Genomic DNA, 15,212 nt, shown 5'->3' on the forward strand with positions numbered 1-15,212 from the left:
TTATTTTCAAGATATATGATTCAGTTTAGATTAAAAAAACATATTTTTATTTTTATTATGAATCCATCTCAATATTCAAACATAACATTTGAAAGAAGTAGAGAGAGCGCTGTATCGGAAAATGGAGTCAGAAAGCAGGCTTTTGAACGTTTTACCGAGTGGTTTGTTTCTCTAATGCGTGAATTTTTGACCTCCATTGAAGAGCTGTTTGCCTATAGCGAGCAAGAATGGATTCCTTTGAAAGACAGCCAATTTCAAGAGATTCTTGAACATATCAGAAAGTCTCATTTGCAATGTTTTGTATTACCGGAGGACTATGTTTTAGGCAAAAAGAGTCCTGAAAAGCTAACACGTCAAGAAAGAAAAGCATTGTTGGATCGTGTGAAAGAAGTGAAAAGAGACTTTTATCATAGCTGCATGGATAATGTCTCGGGAATTCCTAGCAATTTGGATGGTAATACGGCAGGAAATAGTTTGTTAGCTTTCCTTTTCGATTTGCACTATCTGAAAAAGGATCATCCTGATGACACTAGTCTCCATGAGATGATCAAAACTTTTTCCGAAACGTATAAATTTGTTGTTGAACGAGAAGCTGTAGAGAGATTGGTTAATAAGAAAGAGCAGGCTTTCAGGAAACAGGAATACATCGGAAAAGTCGAAGCTAAATTGCGCTCTCTTAATCCCGGAGAGCGCTTCGTTTATCAAATGTCAGTCAGTCATCACGCCGTCTTATTTGAGTTTAAATTGAAAGAGGTGGAAGGAAAGCAGGTTCTGGATATTAAGTTATTAAATAGTGGAGATGGTGTTGATCACCATTACTCTAAGAGTTTTTTTGCAGATTTGAACCCTTTTGCGAAATTTCAGACATATTTGATTGAAGGTGTTGAAAAGGATACCTTTTTATCGAGCGATTTTGTTTCGAAATTGATTGAGTTGGAAGTGCCTGGAGAGGTGAAAGGAAGGCATATTCCTGTTTTTGGATATTTGTTCTCTCTTGTTGATTCAATTCATCATATGTTTTTTGGTGTTGGCAAGATTTATCGGCTCCTCAATGTTCACGCAATTCATGACGGATGTGGAAAAAAAGTCATCAGTGATGATCCGAGATTGCATCACTATACGCAAAGCAAAGGAACATGCTCCCGGCGCATTTACGAATATTGGATGCGGGAAAATTTAGCGTCCGACTCTGAGTTTCAGAATTATTTGACGAAAACGGCTGAGTATGGCGTTGCTCGGTTGAAAATGGCTGAAGCGCTGGAAAACCATCTAAAAGGGAGATCTGTGAAAGTTGATTCCCTGAAAGACCGCCTATTTGTTCAACCTCATTGGTTTTCGAAAGGGGTTGCTTGTCTAAGAAATAGCTTGAAGACGCGTACAATGATCTTAATCGGAGAAAAAATCGTGCAAAAACGGCAAAGTGGATCACTTGATTGCTAAATGCTGTTTCCAAGGTGTTTCCGGCATATTGGCCAAATGATTGTTCCACCTTGAAGCCATAAATAGGTAGTCAGAAAGTCGATTTAAGTAACGGGTGATTTTATCGGAAACATCGGAATGGCGGCTAAGGGGAATCACTTGCCTTTCAGCTCTTCGGCACACACTTCTTGCCAGATGCAGCATGGCCCCTGCAGGATGCCCTCCGGGAAGAATGAAGTGCTTTAATTTGGGCAGCTGAAGATCCATCTCATCAATCCATTTTTCCAAAATTTCTATCTCTTCTTCATCAAATCTGGTTTTGTTGATTTTGTCCTCCTTAGCGCGTGTTCTGGGAGTGGCAATGGCTGCGCCTAAGTCGAATAGGGCGTGTTGAATCATGACCAGCTGTTGTTTCAATCCTGAATAGATCTCGTTGTCCGGCATGTGTGCAATGGCCAGCCCAATGGTGCTATTGCACTCGTCTACGGTGCCAAGAGCTTCAATAAAGGGGTCGTTTTTCAGCACTCGTTCGCCTGTAAAAAGAGAGGTTTCTCCCTTGTCTCCGCTGCGTGTGTAAATCTTTGCCATATTTAGGTATTCCTCCGAAGTGGATAAAGCAGACTTAAGTGTCTGCGTAATTCTTTTAAAGCTTTCGGGTTGTGGTCGAAAGGTTTGAGAAGCTCCAGGCTAACATTTAAGTGCTTCCAGGCGTTTTCATATTCAAGTCTTTGTGTATAAATAACTGCTAGATAATATTCAACAGAAGGGTCTTCGGAGTAGAGTTTGTGGTAGGTTTTTAAGTGTTGAAGAGCTTCTTTGCTGCGGTGAAGCTGCAGCCATGTGATCGCAAGGGCTTTCCATCCGTCGCGGAAGTTAGGATGCTTGATTAGGATTTTTTCTAATGCTGTTTTTTTGTTTAAAATCGAGGTGCGGTCTTCGTCAACTCTCAAAAAAAGTGTTTGAATCCCTTCCTCATCAACAGCTCCTTCTAAATAATCTTCAACTAACGTATTTGAAGTGGTGGCATGCGAAGGAATGTGCCCTTGGACGCTTTTCAGAAGAGTTGTTCCTCGAACCTTATCACCTGTAAATAGGTAGGTAAAACCTAAAAGTTCTTTCAATTGGGCATGTTCGGCCAGATAGGGCTGCGCTTTTTGGTAGCTGGCCAATGCTTTTTCGAATTGCTGGTTGTGGAGATAGATGGAGGCTTGGTTAATATGAGCCATGCCGATCACCTCTTTTAGAGGACGGATTTCCAGTTCCTTGGTTTCGATCCCTAAATACTCTTCTGAATCAATATGAATCCCTCTAGCCGTTGTTTCGATATTGCGGACTTTAGAGTCTCCTTTCCATCTGACATAAATATGACCGGGTGGCGTGATCACCTCTAATTCCAGACCAATTCTTTGGGCAAGGCTCAGGTACAAAATAGAAACTCCCAAGCATACTCCTTGTCTGGAATCGAGGACCGAAGGAAGAAATGTGTAATGGTCGATATCTTTTGCATAGATGGAATGGGGAGGGAAGCGGAATCCCATCTCGTCAAAGATCAACGTACTGATTGCTCGAATTTTGTCTTCGGGAGGTGTTTGCAGAGATATTTTTGTCAGAAGTTGAAGAGCCATTAAATCGATCATGGCTTCATAGCTGCGAATCTCATCCCATTGATCAGCTCCCAGTTGAGTGAGGAATAATCCATGAGCAAGATCAATTTCCTCATTGGGAAGTGCGATCACCTCTTCTTCAGTTTTGGCATCATAGCCTTTCAAACGTCTGTTTGGAAGGTGTCTGGCGAGCGAATCGATTAGAGAACGTTCTGTGTCGGACAATAACTGTGTGTTTTCGTTTACAGGCTTGTTGACGAGATGAATAATGCTGTTAAGAGCCTCTGAGGAGATCATGGAAAGGCTGCCTGGCTGTGTAATCTCTTTGCCTCCAGAAAGCAGATTCCAGGCATGTTCAAGAGATTGTCTTCCTTCCGGGGTGTCCGGATAGTTTTCATAAAAAGCTAGGTGCTGAGGGATGGACAGAGGATCAAGGCTGTTATATAATGTGCGAATGTTTGCTCCGGATAAAGCCGTGCAGTAGATAAAAATAAGAAAAATTAAGAGACGAGGCATTCTTGCATAACTTCCCTTAAGGAGGGATCTAAAATGAGTTCTTCCACAGAGGGTTTAATAGATAGGCTCCATTGGTCCGCATCTTCTTCTGTTGATGCGATCCAGTTCAAGTTGGGGATTAAAGAAAGATATGTTGTTAAGGATATCATGTGCAGTAAACTGCTGGTCGAATGGGAGTGCTTAATCAACTGCTTACACTGTTCTCGGGAAACAAATTTGCTTGGTTTATCAAGGATCGTGAGGCTGTGATCTGCGCACTGTTCACGATTTGGATAGATGACCGTTGGACAGAGATTGCTGTTGCAATCAAGGTTGGTTGTCTGGAGCTCATTAAGGATAAGGAGAAGGGGAAGCCCTGTTGAAATTTCTTTGAAAAAGCCGTTGCTGTCGATCGGGCGGTCGAATTTGCAGGCATCAAAATAGGCTGCTGCGTGGAAAAACCGCTCTTTCCACCAGCTATAACCATCTCTTTCCATTTCTGACCAGTTGCAGCCTGCTTTGTCATTGTCTATGGTGAACCAACTAGGGTGGTATTTTACGTCAGGAGCTTCTGCTTGCAGTTGCGTCGGAATTTCTGAGATTAGCAGGATCCCATGCTTTTCAGCTTCCGTTTTTACTTGTTTCATTTGCTGGTGGCAAAGAAACTGGATAAATTGATAAAACCTCGGGTCTTGATTTTTGAGCCCTACATAATTATCGAGCCAAGGATTTTCTTCGGAAAATTTTATGAAGGCATCGCTTTCAAAGACCGTTTCTCCGTGATCGTAATAGAATTTAATCAATAGAGTTTCTTTAAATTTGGCAGCAGATGTGTAGTTGATTGTTTTCTGTAGGTACAGTTCTTCTTTGTCGTTTGAGTGGGGAATTTCCGTAAGCGATAAGAATAAAGGATTGAAGGCAAAGGGAGAATAGGGGAGATGTGGATTTGCCATGCCCCTTGTGTCGCATAAGGGGTGCAGTTGAACTGCTGAAAATCCCATTGATTTTATCCAAGGGAACAATTTGATAAGCTCTAAGAATTCGCCGATTCCATAAGTTGTTTTACTGTGGAGTGCATGGATGGGGATGCTGATCCCGTACCTCTTCGCGTTCCCCACTTTTTCCCAGTTGCTGATCATGCGATAAATTGTCGACGATGCATTTCTTTAATGTCAACCACAGTTTTAAGTATCAATCACGTGGTATTCATTTTTTGTCTGGAAGGTGTTGTTCAGCTGGCGATTGACTCTGATAAATGTTGTGCATTTTGGAAGGTCTTTCAATCTTTTTGCTCCAGCATAGGTACAAGCTGAGCGCAAACCGCCGAGGATTTCCGAGAGAGTATTGTCTACAGCACCCTTATATCCGACCAGGACGGTTTTACCTTCGCTGGAGCGGTAGTGTTCAACTCCACCGAAATGTTTTTTCATGGCTGTATCGCTGGACATTCCATAAAATTCCATGAGTTTTTTCCCGTCGACCTCGATGAGGTTTCCCAGACATTCATCGTGTCCTGACAACATTCCTCCAAGCATCACAAAATCGGCTCCGGCTCCAAACGCTTTCGGAATATCTCCCGGAACGATGCAGCCTCCATCCGAAATGATATGTCCGCCGATTCCATGTGCAGCATCCGCACACTCGATGACAGCAGATAACTGCGGATAACCAACGCCGGTCATGCGCCTTGTTGTGCAAACGCTTCCGGGCCCGATCCCTACTTTGACAATATCAGCTCCGGCTAGAATGAGCTGTTCCGTCATTTCTCCTGTCACAACGTTGCCGGCGACAATGATTTTTTTTGGATGGGATTCTCTGATATGATCAATAAATTCAACGAAACGCTCTGTGTAGCCATTGGCTATATCGACGCAGATCCACTGGATTTCGGGCCTTTTCTTTAGGATATCGTTAAATGTCTTCCGTGCCTGGTCGTCGTTGATTCCTGTTGTTGCCATCACGCTTCCTATTGGAATTTCAGGATCGCTCCAGTCGTTGACGCGAGTGAATTTATGCACAGCTGTCAACATTTTCCTCTTACCCATCGCTTTCGCCATCTCGATGGTTCCTATGGTATCCATATTGGATGCGATAATCGGGATTCCTGTCCACGAGGTATCTGCCCATCGGAAATGAAACTCTCTTTCAACGTCAACGTCTTTGCGGGAATAAAGAGTTGAACGTTTTGGCTTGATCAAAACATCGACGAAATCCAGCTTCAAATCTTGTTCTATACGCATAAAATCCTCTCAGAAAATGTTGCAAAACGGAGTATACCAGTTTTCCCTTTTTTCAAAATGGTGTAAAATGTTTCGCATGAAATCTTTTGGACTTATCAGAATTGTCTCGGTTTTTTTATTCCTTTTTGCAGCGGTAGATGCAGAAGAGCTGTTTAGAGGCGATCTGCCGCTGTCAGAAGAAGAGATCAGGCTGTTGCAGGATGAAGGATACCGCATTGCAGGCGATAAGACCTTTTGTGCGGACTATCAGAACGAAAGTCTTTATCTAAGCGGAAACATTCCCCTCTTTAACAGGCATGGCGAGAGGTGCTATGCCTGTCAGAAATTGGTGTTGCCTTTGGAAAAACTCCGATTTCCTCTGATTTGCAAGGAGGAAGGAGAGCAGGCGATGGTCTATTACGGTCCCTACTCCTTTTCAATTGCAAAGATGAACAGCAAAATATGGAGCAGGCTGAAAGAAGCTGCGGAACGGGAGCCGCAGTTGGAAATGCCGATCACTCATCCGACACACATCGCAAAACAGCAAGGGTGTGTTTATTTGGCACATAGTACGAGACCGGAAAATTTGATTGAGATCCTTAAGTCGGGAGAACTGAACCCAAGCAGGGGAAAGACTGGAAGGCTGAGAGGGGATTTATCCGGTAATGATCGGTTTGTTTTTTGTTCTCTTGTCATCGGGAAGCCTGAAAGGGATGTTCTCCTTCCATTGACCGGCAACGGCTTGCCCATTCTTGTATTTAATACAGATCCTTCTCTCGATCGTTACCCCTGGCATGCGAGTGCTGGCCATCCAAGGGGAGCGTTTTTGGAAATAAAGACGACGGATAAAAAACTTTACTATTCCGCGCATTATTCGGATTCAGAGCGCTTTGCCAAGCTATTATCGCAGCCTCAAACAAAGAAGCGCAATGAAATTGTTTTTCATCATCCCTTGCCGCTGGACGGGTTGGAAATGATTGTAGTCAAAAGGGGAATGAAGCAGGCTCTGATCGATCAGCTCCCCGACAATAAATATCAGGCGATGATTGTTGAAGTTGATCCTTTGCATGAGAGCAGTTTCAATTTTCCCGCATGGCTGAAACCTTACAGTGGAAACTCCCATGACAAAATCCGGTTTGGCTTGAAAAATCCGGAAATGGATCTGCTTGAATTTAAATCCCTTGTGCGAAATGAGTACCCTCAATTGATCGAGTGTGAAGCGCTCGAGGCTGACAGCAAGGAGTTATGGTTTCGCCAACTAATAGATAGCCTTCTAAGGTCTTAGCCCGAACAACCCTCCAGGAGCTGCAGCATGACTGGTTGTCATCGTGTCTGCGAGAGGAACATCGCCCCTTTCTAAGGTGTTTTTCCATGCAGCTGCTTTCTCCATGAAAGGGTACATGAACGAAGCAATTTTTTCTCCATTCAGCTCTTTTAAGGAAAGCAGCCCAAAAAAGATTAAATGATTGCTTTGCTCGCTGTAGGCAAAGATGCCTGGCCTTGGATGGGGAAGTCCATTTGATTTTAACGCCTCTCTAAAGACATCCTCGCGGTAACGGCCCGGAGGCACTTCTCCTAAATCACAGACAATGAGGAGAAATTCACCTCGCTCATAAGGCTCGATTTGCACTTCGATCCCTGTATCAAAAGCGATCAAGCAGCTATTGTTGGAGTCTGCATGCAGATCGGGAATATTCATCGCTTTTCCCATCTCTTGCAGAAGTGATTCAAATAAGTCTTCAACCATCGTTATTTTTCCTCCTCCTCCTCGTCTTCTTCCCAATCTTCTTCCTCTTCATCCTGCTCCTCGAGCTCTTCAAGCTGATCTTCGAGTTCTTCCAGAGCTTCAATGATGGCAAAAAGCAATTCATCGCGGTGTTGTAAGGAGCGGTAGATCTGGCTCATCGCCATCTCTTTGATTGAGTCTCTGAATTGGCTAAAAGCTATAATTTTTGCCAGAATCCAATCTTCAATTCCCAGACGTTTGGCTTGGGCAAGCACTTTGTCTGAGCTGGGATAACGCTCGCCGGCTAGATTCATAAAACATTTAGACATCAATTCAAAGTTAAGTTTTTTCGGCATGTCAAGACCCGATTTTGCAAACATTTTTTCCATGAGTCCCATGCGCGTTTTAAAGAATCTGTAGACGCCGAGAATAGCCTGCAGCGAGCGGGTTTCTGTAATCAATCTGTGCAGTTCGCCCCTCGATATGGAAGGTCCTTTAGATTTCATATCGGAACCAAGGGAGTGCAGAAGGAATTTAACCACTTTGTGCATCTCTTTGAAAGCGTATTTCTCAGAAAGCTCTTGAAACATAGTGTTAGAGTCGCGAGGGTTGCCTGTAATATCCCTGTACATTTCCCGCAAGCTAGTCGGTGTCCCAAGGCCCTTGTCGGACGCCTGGCGCGCTTGCTTGCTGATGTTGCGGCCGGCGGTGATTTCACGCCCTTTATCTTCGTTGAGCTTTTCTTTTGCTTCCTGCACTTGCTGATGAAGTTGGCCTTCGGTTGTATCAAGTAAAAACTCCATGGCATCGTCAGCCAGGGTAGGATCGGGATAGAACTCATCGAGAATCTCCTGAATGTCTTCGCTGCTTGAATCAGGTTTAATTCTTTCGCGCAGAAGTTTGAGGACTTTGGCCTTGAGTTCGGGATTTTTTCTCTCGTGCTCTTCAGCTTTTTTTGCGATTTGCTGGATGGGAAGAAGTTTTTTCTCCTTCTTCATTTTAGCCATTTTGGCAACTGTTGTTGAGATCTGCTTCAGCTTTTTCTTTTCAGTTTTTACCTTAGGACGAAAAGCTGTTAGCGCGTTTGAGGCCTGTGCTGACTGTGCTGCAACTTTTTGTTCCTGTCTGACCTCTTCGGCTGTTTCTTTGCCGACTTCTTTCATTGCTTCCAAGGTTTGCCTTGCATGAGGTCCTTGGATTCCGCCGGCTCCTCCTCCAAACATAGTCTGCCCTCCAGTTCAATGCATGTTTAAGACAGTTGTATTCTCCCTAACGGTTGTATCCGTATTTCCGGAACGATTTCCTGGTAGGAGACCACAGAAACATCAGGAAATTCCATTTCAATCAATTTGCGCACAAACCGCCTTACGTCAATTGCTGTTAACAAGACAGGTTCCTGTCCTCCCGGCGGCGGGGGAGCGACAGTGTTGCGAATCCCTTGAAGAATCAATTGGACAGAATCGGGGTCTAAAGCTAGATAGGATCCGGCAGAGGTTTGCTTGATCGCACCCCTTACCATATCCTCAATTTCAGGATCTAGGATATAGACCGACAATACTGATTGCCCTTGAGAGAATTTATAACTGATATATCTCTTCAAAGAAGAGCGTACATATTCTGTTAAAAGGACTGTGTCTTTTTCCGTTTGAGCCCATTCGCTGAGAGATTCAAGAATCGTTCTTAAATCTTTAACCGATATCTGCTCCTGAATTAGACGTTTGAAAATGTCTGTCATTTTCTGTAGGGGAATCAAGCGCGTCACTTCTTTAACGAGGTCGGGAAAGGATTTCTCCATAAACTCCAACATCGATTTTGCTTCTTGAATGCCGACAAATTCGTTGGCATAGTGCCGAAAGAAATAGGAGAGGTGTAAAATCATCACCTCCAGAGAGTCCCAAGATTTGATGCCGGCTTTTTCTAAAATTTGCTTATTTTTATCCTCCACCCATAATGAGGGCATTCCTAGAGAGTTTTTATACGCAGTGAATGAGAGGTTGTACCGATTAAGGTTCTCTTCTGTTTCGTTGGTCAGTACATGGCCGGCTAATACTTTTCCGCGAATAATCGGCACTTCGTTCAAATGGATCGAGTATTCGTCCGGCTCAAGAATGGGAGAATCTGTACGGACGTGGACGCCTGGAAACCTGACTCCAAGATCAGCATATAGGGCTTGCCTCATGCGCGGAATCATCACGTCGATAAAGCTTTTTCCTCTTTGCGCTTTCTGGATTTTAGAACTAAGAGAATTTCCGCATTCTAAAATAACCGGAAGCGTAAGAGAGTAGGAGTCGACACCGCCTCCAGTGATTGCACTGTGCCCTTTAACAGCTGTTTCGATCGTCGAAGACTCCTCTTCAGCTGCCGAGGAGATCCCCCCTGCCATAGCTCCGCCGCCACCGCCTCCGCTGCTGCCGCCGGCTGCACGGCCGGCTTCTCCCGACCATAAGGCATACCCCATAATTCCGAAGGTAAGCGCAAGGATCATAAAAGGAGCTTTTGGGAAACCTGGAAGGATGGCAAGCCCCATGCAAAAGCCTGCAGCAATCATCAATGCCTTAGGCTGCTTTAACAGTTGCCCGGAAATTTCTTTACCGAGGTTAGCTTCTTTTTCGCTGCTGACGCGAGTGGTTACGATACCGGCTGTGATTGAGATCAAAAGTGCCGGGATTTGAGAAACTAAACCGTCACCGATTGAGAGGATCGCATACGTAGAAATCGCGTCTTGAGCAGGCATCCCGTTGATGGCCATACCAATGGTCATCCCGCCGATAACGTTGATCAGCGTAATGACAATCCCTGCGATAGCATCTCCCTTAACGAATTTCATCGCACCGTCCATGGCACCATATAATTGAGACTCTTTTTGAATTGCCAAACGTTTTGCACGCGCTTCATTCGAATCCAGGATTCCCGCTCGCATATCGGCATCGATACTCATCTGTTTACCAGGCATGGCATCCAAGGTGAATCGTGCGGCAACCTCCGCCACACGTTCGGCACCTTTGGTGATCACGATGAAGTTAACTAATGTGATGATGATAAAGATGATTCCCCCAACGACGAAGTTTCCGCCGACAACGAAATTACCGAAAGAGAAGATGATTTCCCCTGCATTGGCGTTCAACAAGATCTGTCTTGTTGAGGCGATGTTGGTGCCGAGCCTGTACAGAGTCGTGATCAAGAGCAGCGAGGGAAAGATCGAGAGGTGGACTGCGCTAGGAATGTAAAGGGAAACCATCAAGAGGACAACAGAAGCAGACAGGTTGACAGCGATTAAATAGTCAATCACATCGGGTCCGATTGGAAGAATGATCATTCCCAAAATACCGACAATGAGCAGGGCAAGTGCGATGTCGCTGCCTTTGGAGATATTGGAAAGGGATTTTTCTCCCCCTAATCTCTGTGTGATACCATCAAGAATGTTGGTAATAAAATTCATAGAATTCCTCAGTTGGCAATACTTTTAGAGCATATCTTTAAACTGCTTAAAAAACAGATACTATACCAGCAGGCAACGTATTTGTTCGATTAAAAATCAATTTTTTTGGTGCTTGGTGTTTCAGCAATTCCGGATGAAACCTGGCCGGTGTCATGATCTGCATCCAAATCAAATTCATCTTCTAATGAATTGATCCAGCGCAGAATCTCTGCCATCGCTTCATAAGTGTCTTCCGGGATATACTCAAAAATCTCCCCTTCCAGCCATAGTTTATGCGCAAGCTCGATGTTGCGCACGATCGGGACTTCGCTTTTATTCGCATAGTGCACAATCCTTTCTGCTAAAATTCCTTCTCCCATTACCAAAATGTAAGGGGCGGCGTCAATTTCCCGATTGTATCCGACGGCAATCGCAAGTTGAACAGGGTTTGTGATGACTGCTGCTGCTTTTTGTACCGCTGCTGCGGGGCCATCGGAGTATGCAATCTCTTGAGCAGTCTGCTTGCGCTTGCTTTTAATTTGAGGGTCGCCCTCCGTATTTTTGTACTCCTGCTTGACCTCGAATTTTTCCATCATCATTTCTTTGCCGAAGTTGTACTTCTGGTAAGCAAAGTCCAAAACGGCAACGACGAGAAAGAAAATTCCCACTTTGATGACAACTTCCATCAGAAAGGCTTTAAAGATAAGAAGGGACGATTCAATCGGCATGGTGGCCGCTTGTGTTAAAACGGGAAGACTTTTGTACATAACGCCGTAAATCAGCCATGCAGCGATTCCGATTTTTAGGCAAGATTTAATGAGCTCAACAAGCGTTTTGATCTTGAATTTGGACTTTAAATTTTGAATCGGATCGAATTTTTTAATATCGAATTTAAAAACTTCCGTTGCCCACACAGGACCTACGGAAAGAAAATTCACAACGACTCCCATTAACGCTACTGCAGCCATGACAGGGATAACTGTGGAAAAAATGGTCAAAAGCGCTTCGCGAAACATCGTAGGAATCACAACGCTGATTTCATCATGAGAAACAAGCTTGAAGGTCGATTCGATAAAACCTCCAACTTTTGAGAACATAAATCCGCTAAGTCCTAAGATAAGGGCAATAGACGTCACAAAAGTAAAAGCTGAAGGAAAATCCTGAGATTTTGCCACCTGCCCTTTTTTCTTTGCGTCCCGCAACTTTTTTGGTGTGGCTTTTTCGGTTTTTTCTCCCATTGCCGTGCCTTTTTCTTTATTATAGCCTAATTCAGGATATATACCGAACCAACTTCAAGAATCGGTTTTTGACGCCATCGCTAGCCTTTGATTTTTAGACCCGCTTGCATTGCTCAACCTATTTAGGTTGAGCTGCTTGACGCGCCGGCTCCGCCTGGCTCAAATTCAAGGCAACTCTTTGCCAAAACTCCGATTCTTGAAGCCGGTTCGGTATAAAACATACAAAGAGCCACCCTCGAACCCTCCATTTAATAGTATACATATTTTTAAAAAACAATGTCAAGTATTTAATTTAATTAAGAAGAGATGGCTAATAATTAACAGAATCCGGATTTTTTCTTTTTGGATTATTAAAAATAAGTGATAATATTACGCTTTAACTTTTTAAGGATTCTTTAAATGATGTCAAGTTTATCTTGTGGGATTGTCGGGCTTCCGAATGTTGGTAAATCTTCTTTATTCAATGCTTTAACTGCAAATGAAGCACCTTCGTCCAACTTTCCGTTTTGCACAATCGATCCCAATGTGGGCATTGTTGAAGTGTACGATAATCGGTTGGAAGAGCTGGCTAAAATCAGCAAAAGCGGGAAAACGATCCATGCAGCCATGCAATTTGTTGATATTGCAGGCATTGTTGAAGGAGCTTCCAAAGGGGAAGGGCTTGGGAACAAGTTCTTAGCTAACATCCGGGAAACAGATGCGATCCTGCATGTTGTCCGCTGTTTTGACGACAGCAACATTACCCATGTTTCAGGCAGTATCGATCCGATTCGGGATATTGAAGTGATCAATTTAGAACTTATGCTAGCTGATCTTCAATCTGTAGAAAGCATGATTCCTAAAGTGGAAAAAAAGGCAAAAGGCGATCGCAAACTCATGGAGGCTGTGGAGTGCTTAAAGCGTGTGCAGAGCCACCTTAACCAAAATCAGCCGGTGAGGATCCTTGATCTCAGTGAGAAGGAAAAAGAACTTTTGAAGCCTTATCCTTTTCTCACTCAAAAACAAGTTCTTTATGTTTGCAATGTCGCAGAAGACTCCCTGCCTTCGATGGATAACCCTTACGTTCAATCTGTTAAAGAGCATGCAAAAAATGAGGGGAGTTCGGTTGTTACGATTTGCGCAAGGATTGAAGAGGAGATCGCCCAGTTGTCTAAGGAAGATCAGTTGGAATTCTTGGGAAGTGTGGGTCTTACAGAATCTGGCCTTCAAAGGCTGGTCAAAGCCTCCTTTGAAATGCTTGGACTGATCACTTTTTTAACGACTGGAGAAATGGAAACGCGTGCTTGGACGATTCCGAAAGGGTTCACAGCTCAAGAGGCTGCGGGTAAAATCCACACTGATATCATGAAAGGATTCATTCGAGCGGAAGTGGTCGCGTATGATGATATGATTGAATTTCAAGGAAGGGTTGGGGCGCGGGAAAAAGGGAAAGCAAGATCGGAAGGAAAAGAGTACATTGTGAAAGACGGCGATGTGATCTTATTCTTGCATCATTGACCTGAGACGCAGATTGCTACCGAAACTTGCCTTAGAGGTCATTAGTTTGGTTCAGATGCGTAGGTACGGCAAAGTTCTTTTCAGGAAACTTCAGAATGGGAAGATATATGTTCAAGAAACTTGGATTATTTCCAAATATATTGAGCAATAGCAGGTTAAATCGTAGAATTCACAAAATACCCAGTAATTGTTGGGATGCTATTTTCAGGTTTTTGTCCTTCCTTGCAATCAAGTCATCCGATACCTGTTACTTTGCAGTCGATAGCTTTCCGTTCACTTACTGTCAAAAAAACCGCATTGATAAAAGAAAGCGGTTTTTAGATCGGAAATATATTGGCTTTGCAGCCTCAAAGTTCATATGGTTGTTACGAATCAGGGACGTCCGGTTGAAATGCATTTTAAACCAGGTGCAGAAAGTGATCTCAATGCCCTATGGCAGATGGAGCTGGATATTCCAGAACATTCGATTCTTTATGTTGGTGGGGCATATATACCGAATTAACTTCAAGATTCGGTTTTTGACGTCATCGTTAGCCTTTGATTTTGAGACCCGCTTGCATCACTCAACCTATTCAGGTTGAGTTGCTTCAGCGCCGGCTTTGCCTGACTCAAATTCAAGGCAACTCTTTGTCAAAATTCCAATTCTTGAAGTTAATTCGGTATAACTGTTTCGACTTGGAAGACATACTCTTTGAACAAAACATCATATTATTAGCAAAACGTGGAAATAAAGCAAAAAATAGGGTGCGCTCAATTAGCGAAGAACGTTCGATCAGCAGCAAAAGACAAATCGTTGAGACTGCATTTAACTCAATTACGACACTCTTTCCAAGAAATATCAAGGCGAGTACGGAGAGGGGATTTTTAACAAAAATCATTTGCTTTGTTATAGCCTATAGCACCTCGTTCCTGTGTCCGATGAAGCTCATTTAGAACGGATTGAAACGCACCATCTACAGCTCTAACCATCTCGGTAAGGGATTACCCTTACTCTTCGATGCTTAAAACTGTATCTGGCACCTTTCAATCCGTTCTAAATGAGGTTTCGGTAGCAATCTGCGTCTGAGTGTTTTTCAGTATACTTTAATTTCAATATAGGGATAGATTCATAAAAGACTCTTTAAGCTAAGGAGATTTATGATGAAGTATCAAGAAATAGGTCGAGAAGCTTTAAAATACGCATTTAATGGACTTGCTGGTTTTGGTGTTGGAGTGCTTTTGGGAAAGGCTCTCCAGGGTCCTTCGATGATTGTTGGAGGAATTTTAGCCATTGGATTTGTTGCTTTGAAGGCATTGCGTACTCTGGTTCGAAATTTTGCCATTCGGCAGGATATGCATCTTTCAAATTATCAGATTGTGAAAAACATCACAGGAACGGTTTTAAACCTAGCAGTCAATGCGGCCTTATATGCTTTTGGGATATTCGGCACAAACAGCTTCATGGTCATAAGCGGAGCATCTCTTGCTGTTTGCGCATTGAATATCGGATTAGGATTGTACATCAAATACTCTGAGCAAGACGAGCTGATGAGCGATATTGTTGTAGGCGAAAAATCTCCTTGGTATCTTCACAATGCCTATGCATAAAAGTTAGAA

General features: G+C 43.5%; 12 protein-coding genes and 2 pseudogenes. 6 read left to right on the forward strand and 8 right to left on the reverse strand.

All coding sequences use genetic code 11. From position 1 onward, the window contains the following. Positions 1 to 57 precede the first annotated feature (57 nt). Positions 58 to 1,440: a hypothetical protein gene (locus tag WCW_RS04065; RefSeq protein ID WP_143876349.1), complete on the forward strand. Its 1,383-nt coding sequence runs from the start codon at positions 58 to 60 to the stop codon at positions 1,438 to 1,440. On the opposite strand, the gene WCW_RS04070 is transcribed toward WCW_RS04065, so the two are convergent. Genes WCW_RS04070 through WCW_RS04085 form a run of 4 tightly spaced genes read right to left on the reverse strand, consistent with a single transcriptional unit; the run spans position 1,426 to position 5,758 of the window. After that, entirely contained in the window at positions 1,426 to 2,007 is a 582-nt protein-coding gene (locus WCW_RS04070; protein ID WP_013181922.1) for a cob(I)yrinic acid a,c-diamide adenosyltransferase, read from the reverse strand. The genes WCW_RS04065 and WCW_RS04070 overlap by 15 nt on opposite strands. A 2-nt stretch (positions 2,008 to 2,009) precedes the next feature. Further along, positions 2,010 to 3,539: a transglutaminase family protein gene (locus WCW_RS04075; RefSeq protein ID WP_013181923.1), complete on the reverse strand. Its 1,530-nt coding sequence runs from the start codon at positions 3,537 to 3,539 to the stop codon at positions 2,010 to 2,012. Beyond that, a complete protein-coding gene (locus WCW_RS04080; protein WP_041941510.1) occupies positions 3,524 to 4,657 on the reverse strand; it encodes a 4-alpha-glucanotransferase in 1,134 nt (377 codons plus the stop codon). Before WCW_RS04080 ends, WCW_RS04075 begins: the two co-directional genes overlap by 16 nt. 45 nt (positions 4,658 to 4,702) lie before the next feature. After that, entirely contained in the window at positions 4,703 to 5,758 is a 1,056-nt protein-coding gene (locus WCW_RS04085; RefSeq protein WP_013181925.1) for a GMP reductase, read from the reverse strand. A gap of 67 nt (positions 5,759 to 5,825) precedes the next feature. Between WCW_RS04085 and WCW_RS04090 the strand changes: the two genes are divergently transcribed. After that, a complete protein-coding gene (locus tag WCW_RS04090; RefSeq protein ID WP_013181926.1) occupies positions 5,826 to 7,022 on the forward strand; it encodes a hypothetical protein in 1,197 nt (398 codons plus the stop codon). On the opposite strand, the gene WCW_RS04095 is transcribed toward WCW_RS04090, so the two are convergent. The 4 genes from WCW_RS04095 to sctU form a co-directional block, all read right to left on the reverse strand. Continuing rightward, a complete protein-coding gene (locus WCW_RS04095) occupies positions 7,011 to 7,484 on the reverse strand; it encodes a CesT family type III secretion system chaperone (RefSeq protein WP_013181927.1) in 474 nt (157 codons plus the stop codon). The genes WCW_RS04090 and WCW_RS04095 overlap by 12 nt on opposite strands. Before the next feature lie 2 nt (positions 7,485 to 7,486). After that, on the reverse strand, positions 7,487 to 8,686 hold the full coding sequence (locus WCW_RS04100; RefSeq protein ID WP_013181928.1) for an HrpJ domain-containing protein: 1,200 nt from the start codon (positions 8,684 to 8,686) through the stop codon (positions 7,487 to 7,489). Positions 8,687 to 8,712: 26 nt separating this feature from the next. After that, complete coding sequence (gene sctV, locus WCW_RS04105; RefSeq protein ID WP_169302737.1) at positions 8,713 to 10,893, reverse strand: type III secretion system export apparatus subunit SctV; 2,181 nt, start codon at positions 10,891 to 10,893, stop codon at positions 8,713 to 8,715. Positions 10,894 to 10,991: 98 nt separating this feature from the next. Further along, the gene (gene sctU / locus WCW_RS04110; RefSeq protein ID WP_013181930.1) at positions 10,992 to 12,119 is read right to left on the reverse strand and encodes a type III secretion system export apparatus subunit SctU; all 1,128 of its coding nucleotides are present in this window, start codon (positions 12,117 to 12,119) and stop codon (positions 10,992 to 10,994) included. Between the two features lie 402 nt (positions 12,120 to 12,521). Here sctU and ychF point away from each other — a divergent pair, with 402 nt between their 5' ends. The 4 genes and pseudogenes from ychF to WCW_RS04130 all read left to right on the forward strand — a co-directional run bounded on the left by ychF (position 12,522) and on the right by WCW_RS04130 (position 15,203). Then, positions 12,522 to 13,616, forward strand: a complete 1,095-nt coding sequence (ychF, locus tag WCW_RS04115; protein WP_041941779.1) for a redox-regulated ATPase YchF — start codon at positions 12,522 to 12,524, stop codon at positions 13,614 to 13,616. Positions 13,617 to 13,681: 65 nt separating this feature from the next. Beyond that, positions 13,682 to 14,103: pseudogene (locus WCW_RS10530) on the forward strand (IS982 family transposase); the annotation flags it as partial. Between the two features lie 173 nt (positions 14,104 to 14,276). After that, positions 14,277 to 14,549 (forward strand): annotated as a pseudogene (locus tag WCW_RS10535) (IS982 family transposase); the annotation flags it as partial. Between the two features lie 204 nt (positions 14,550 to 14,753). Beyond that, positions 14,754 to 15,203 carry a hypothetical protein gene (locus WCW_RS04130; protein ID WP_013181933.1) on the forward strand — a complete coding sequence of 150 codons (450 nt, stop codon included), beginning with the start codon at positions 14,754 to 14,756 and terminating at the stop codon, positions 15,201 to 15,203. Positions 15,204 to 15,212 lie beyond the last annotated feature (9 nt).

The organism is Waddlia chondrophila WSU 86-1044 (assembly GCF_000092785.1).
GTDB classification, from domain to species: Bacteria; Chlamydiota; Chlamydiia; order Chlamydiales; family Waddliaceae; genus Waddlia; species Waddlia chondrophila.

Excerpts from the sequence above, each read along its gene's own strand:
- WCW_RS04100 (WP_013181928.1), bottom strand. The coding sequence starts at position 8,686 with ATGTTTGGAGGAGGAGCCGGCGGAATCCAAGGACCTCATGCAAGGCAA.
- WCW_RS04095 (WP_013181927.1), bottom strand. The coding sequence starts at position 7,484 with ATGGTTGAAGACTTATTTGAATCACTTCTGCAAGAGATGGGAAAAGCG.
- WCW_RS04080 (WP_041941510.1), bottom strand. The coding sequence starts at position 4,657 with ATGATCAGCAACTGGGAAAAAGTGGGGAACGCGAAGAGGTACGGGATC.
- WCW_RS04085 (WP_013181925.1), bottom strand. The coding sequence starts at position 5,758 with ATGCGTATAGAACAAGATTTGAAGCTGGATTTCGTCGATGTTTTGATC.
- sctU (WP_013181930.1), bottom strand. The coding sequence starts at position 12,119 with ATGGGAGAAAAAACCGAAAAAGCCACACCAAAAAAGTTGCGGGACGCA.
- WCW_RS04130 (WP_013181933.1), top strand. The coding sequence starts at position 14,754 with ATGATGAAGTATCAAGAAATAGGTCGAGAAGCTTTAAAATACGCATTT.
- WCW_RS04090 (WP_013181926.1), top strand. The coding sequence starts at position 5,826 with ATGTTTCGCATGAAATCTTTTGGACTTATCAGAATTGTCTCGGTTTTT.
- WCW_RS04070 (WP_013181922.1), bottom strand. The coding sequence starts at position 2,007 with ATGGCAAAGATTTACACACGCAGCGGAGACAAGGGAGAAACCTCTCTT.
- ychF (WP_041941779.1), top strand. The coding sequence starts at position 12,522 with ATGTCAAGTTTATCTTGTGGGATTGTCGGGCTTCCGAATGTTGGTAAA.
- WCW_RS04075 (WP_013181923.1), bottom strand. The coding sequence starts at position 3,539 with ATGCCTCGTCTCTTAATTTTTCTTATTTTTATCTACTGCACGGCTTTA.
- WCW_RS04065 (WP_143876349.1), top strand. The coding sequence starts at position 58 with ATGAATCCATCTCAATATTCAAACATAACATTTGAAAGAAGTAGAGAG.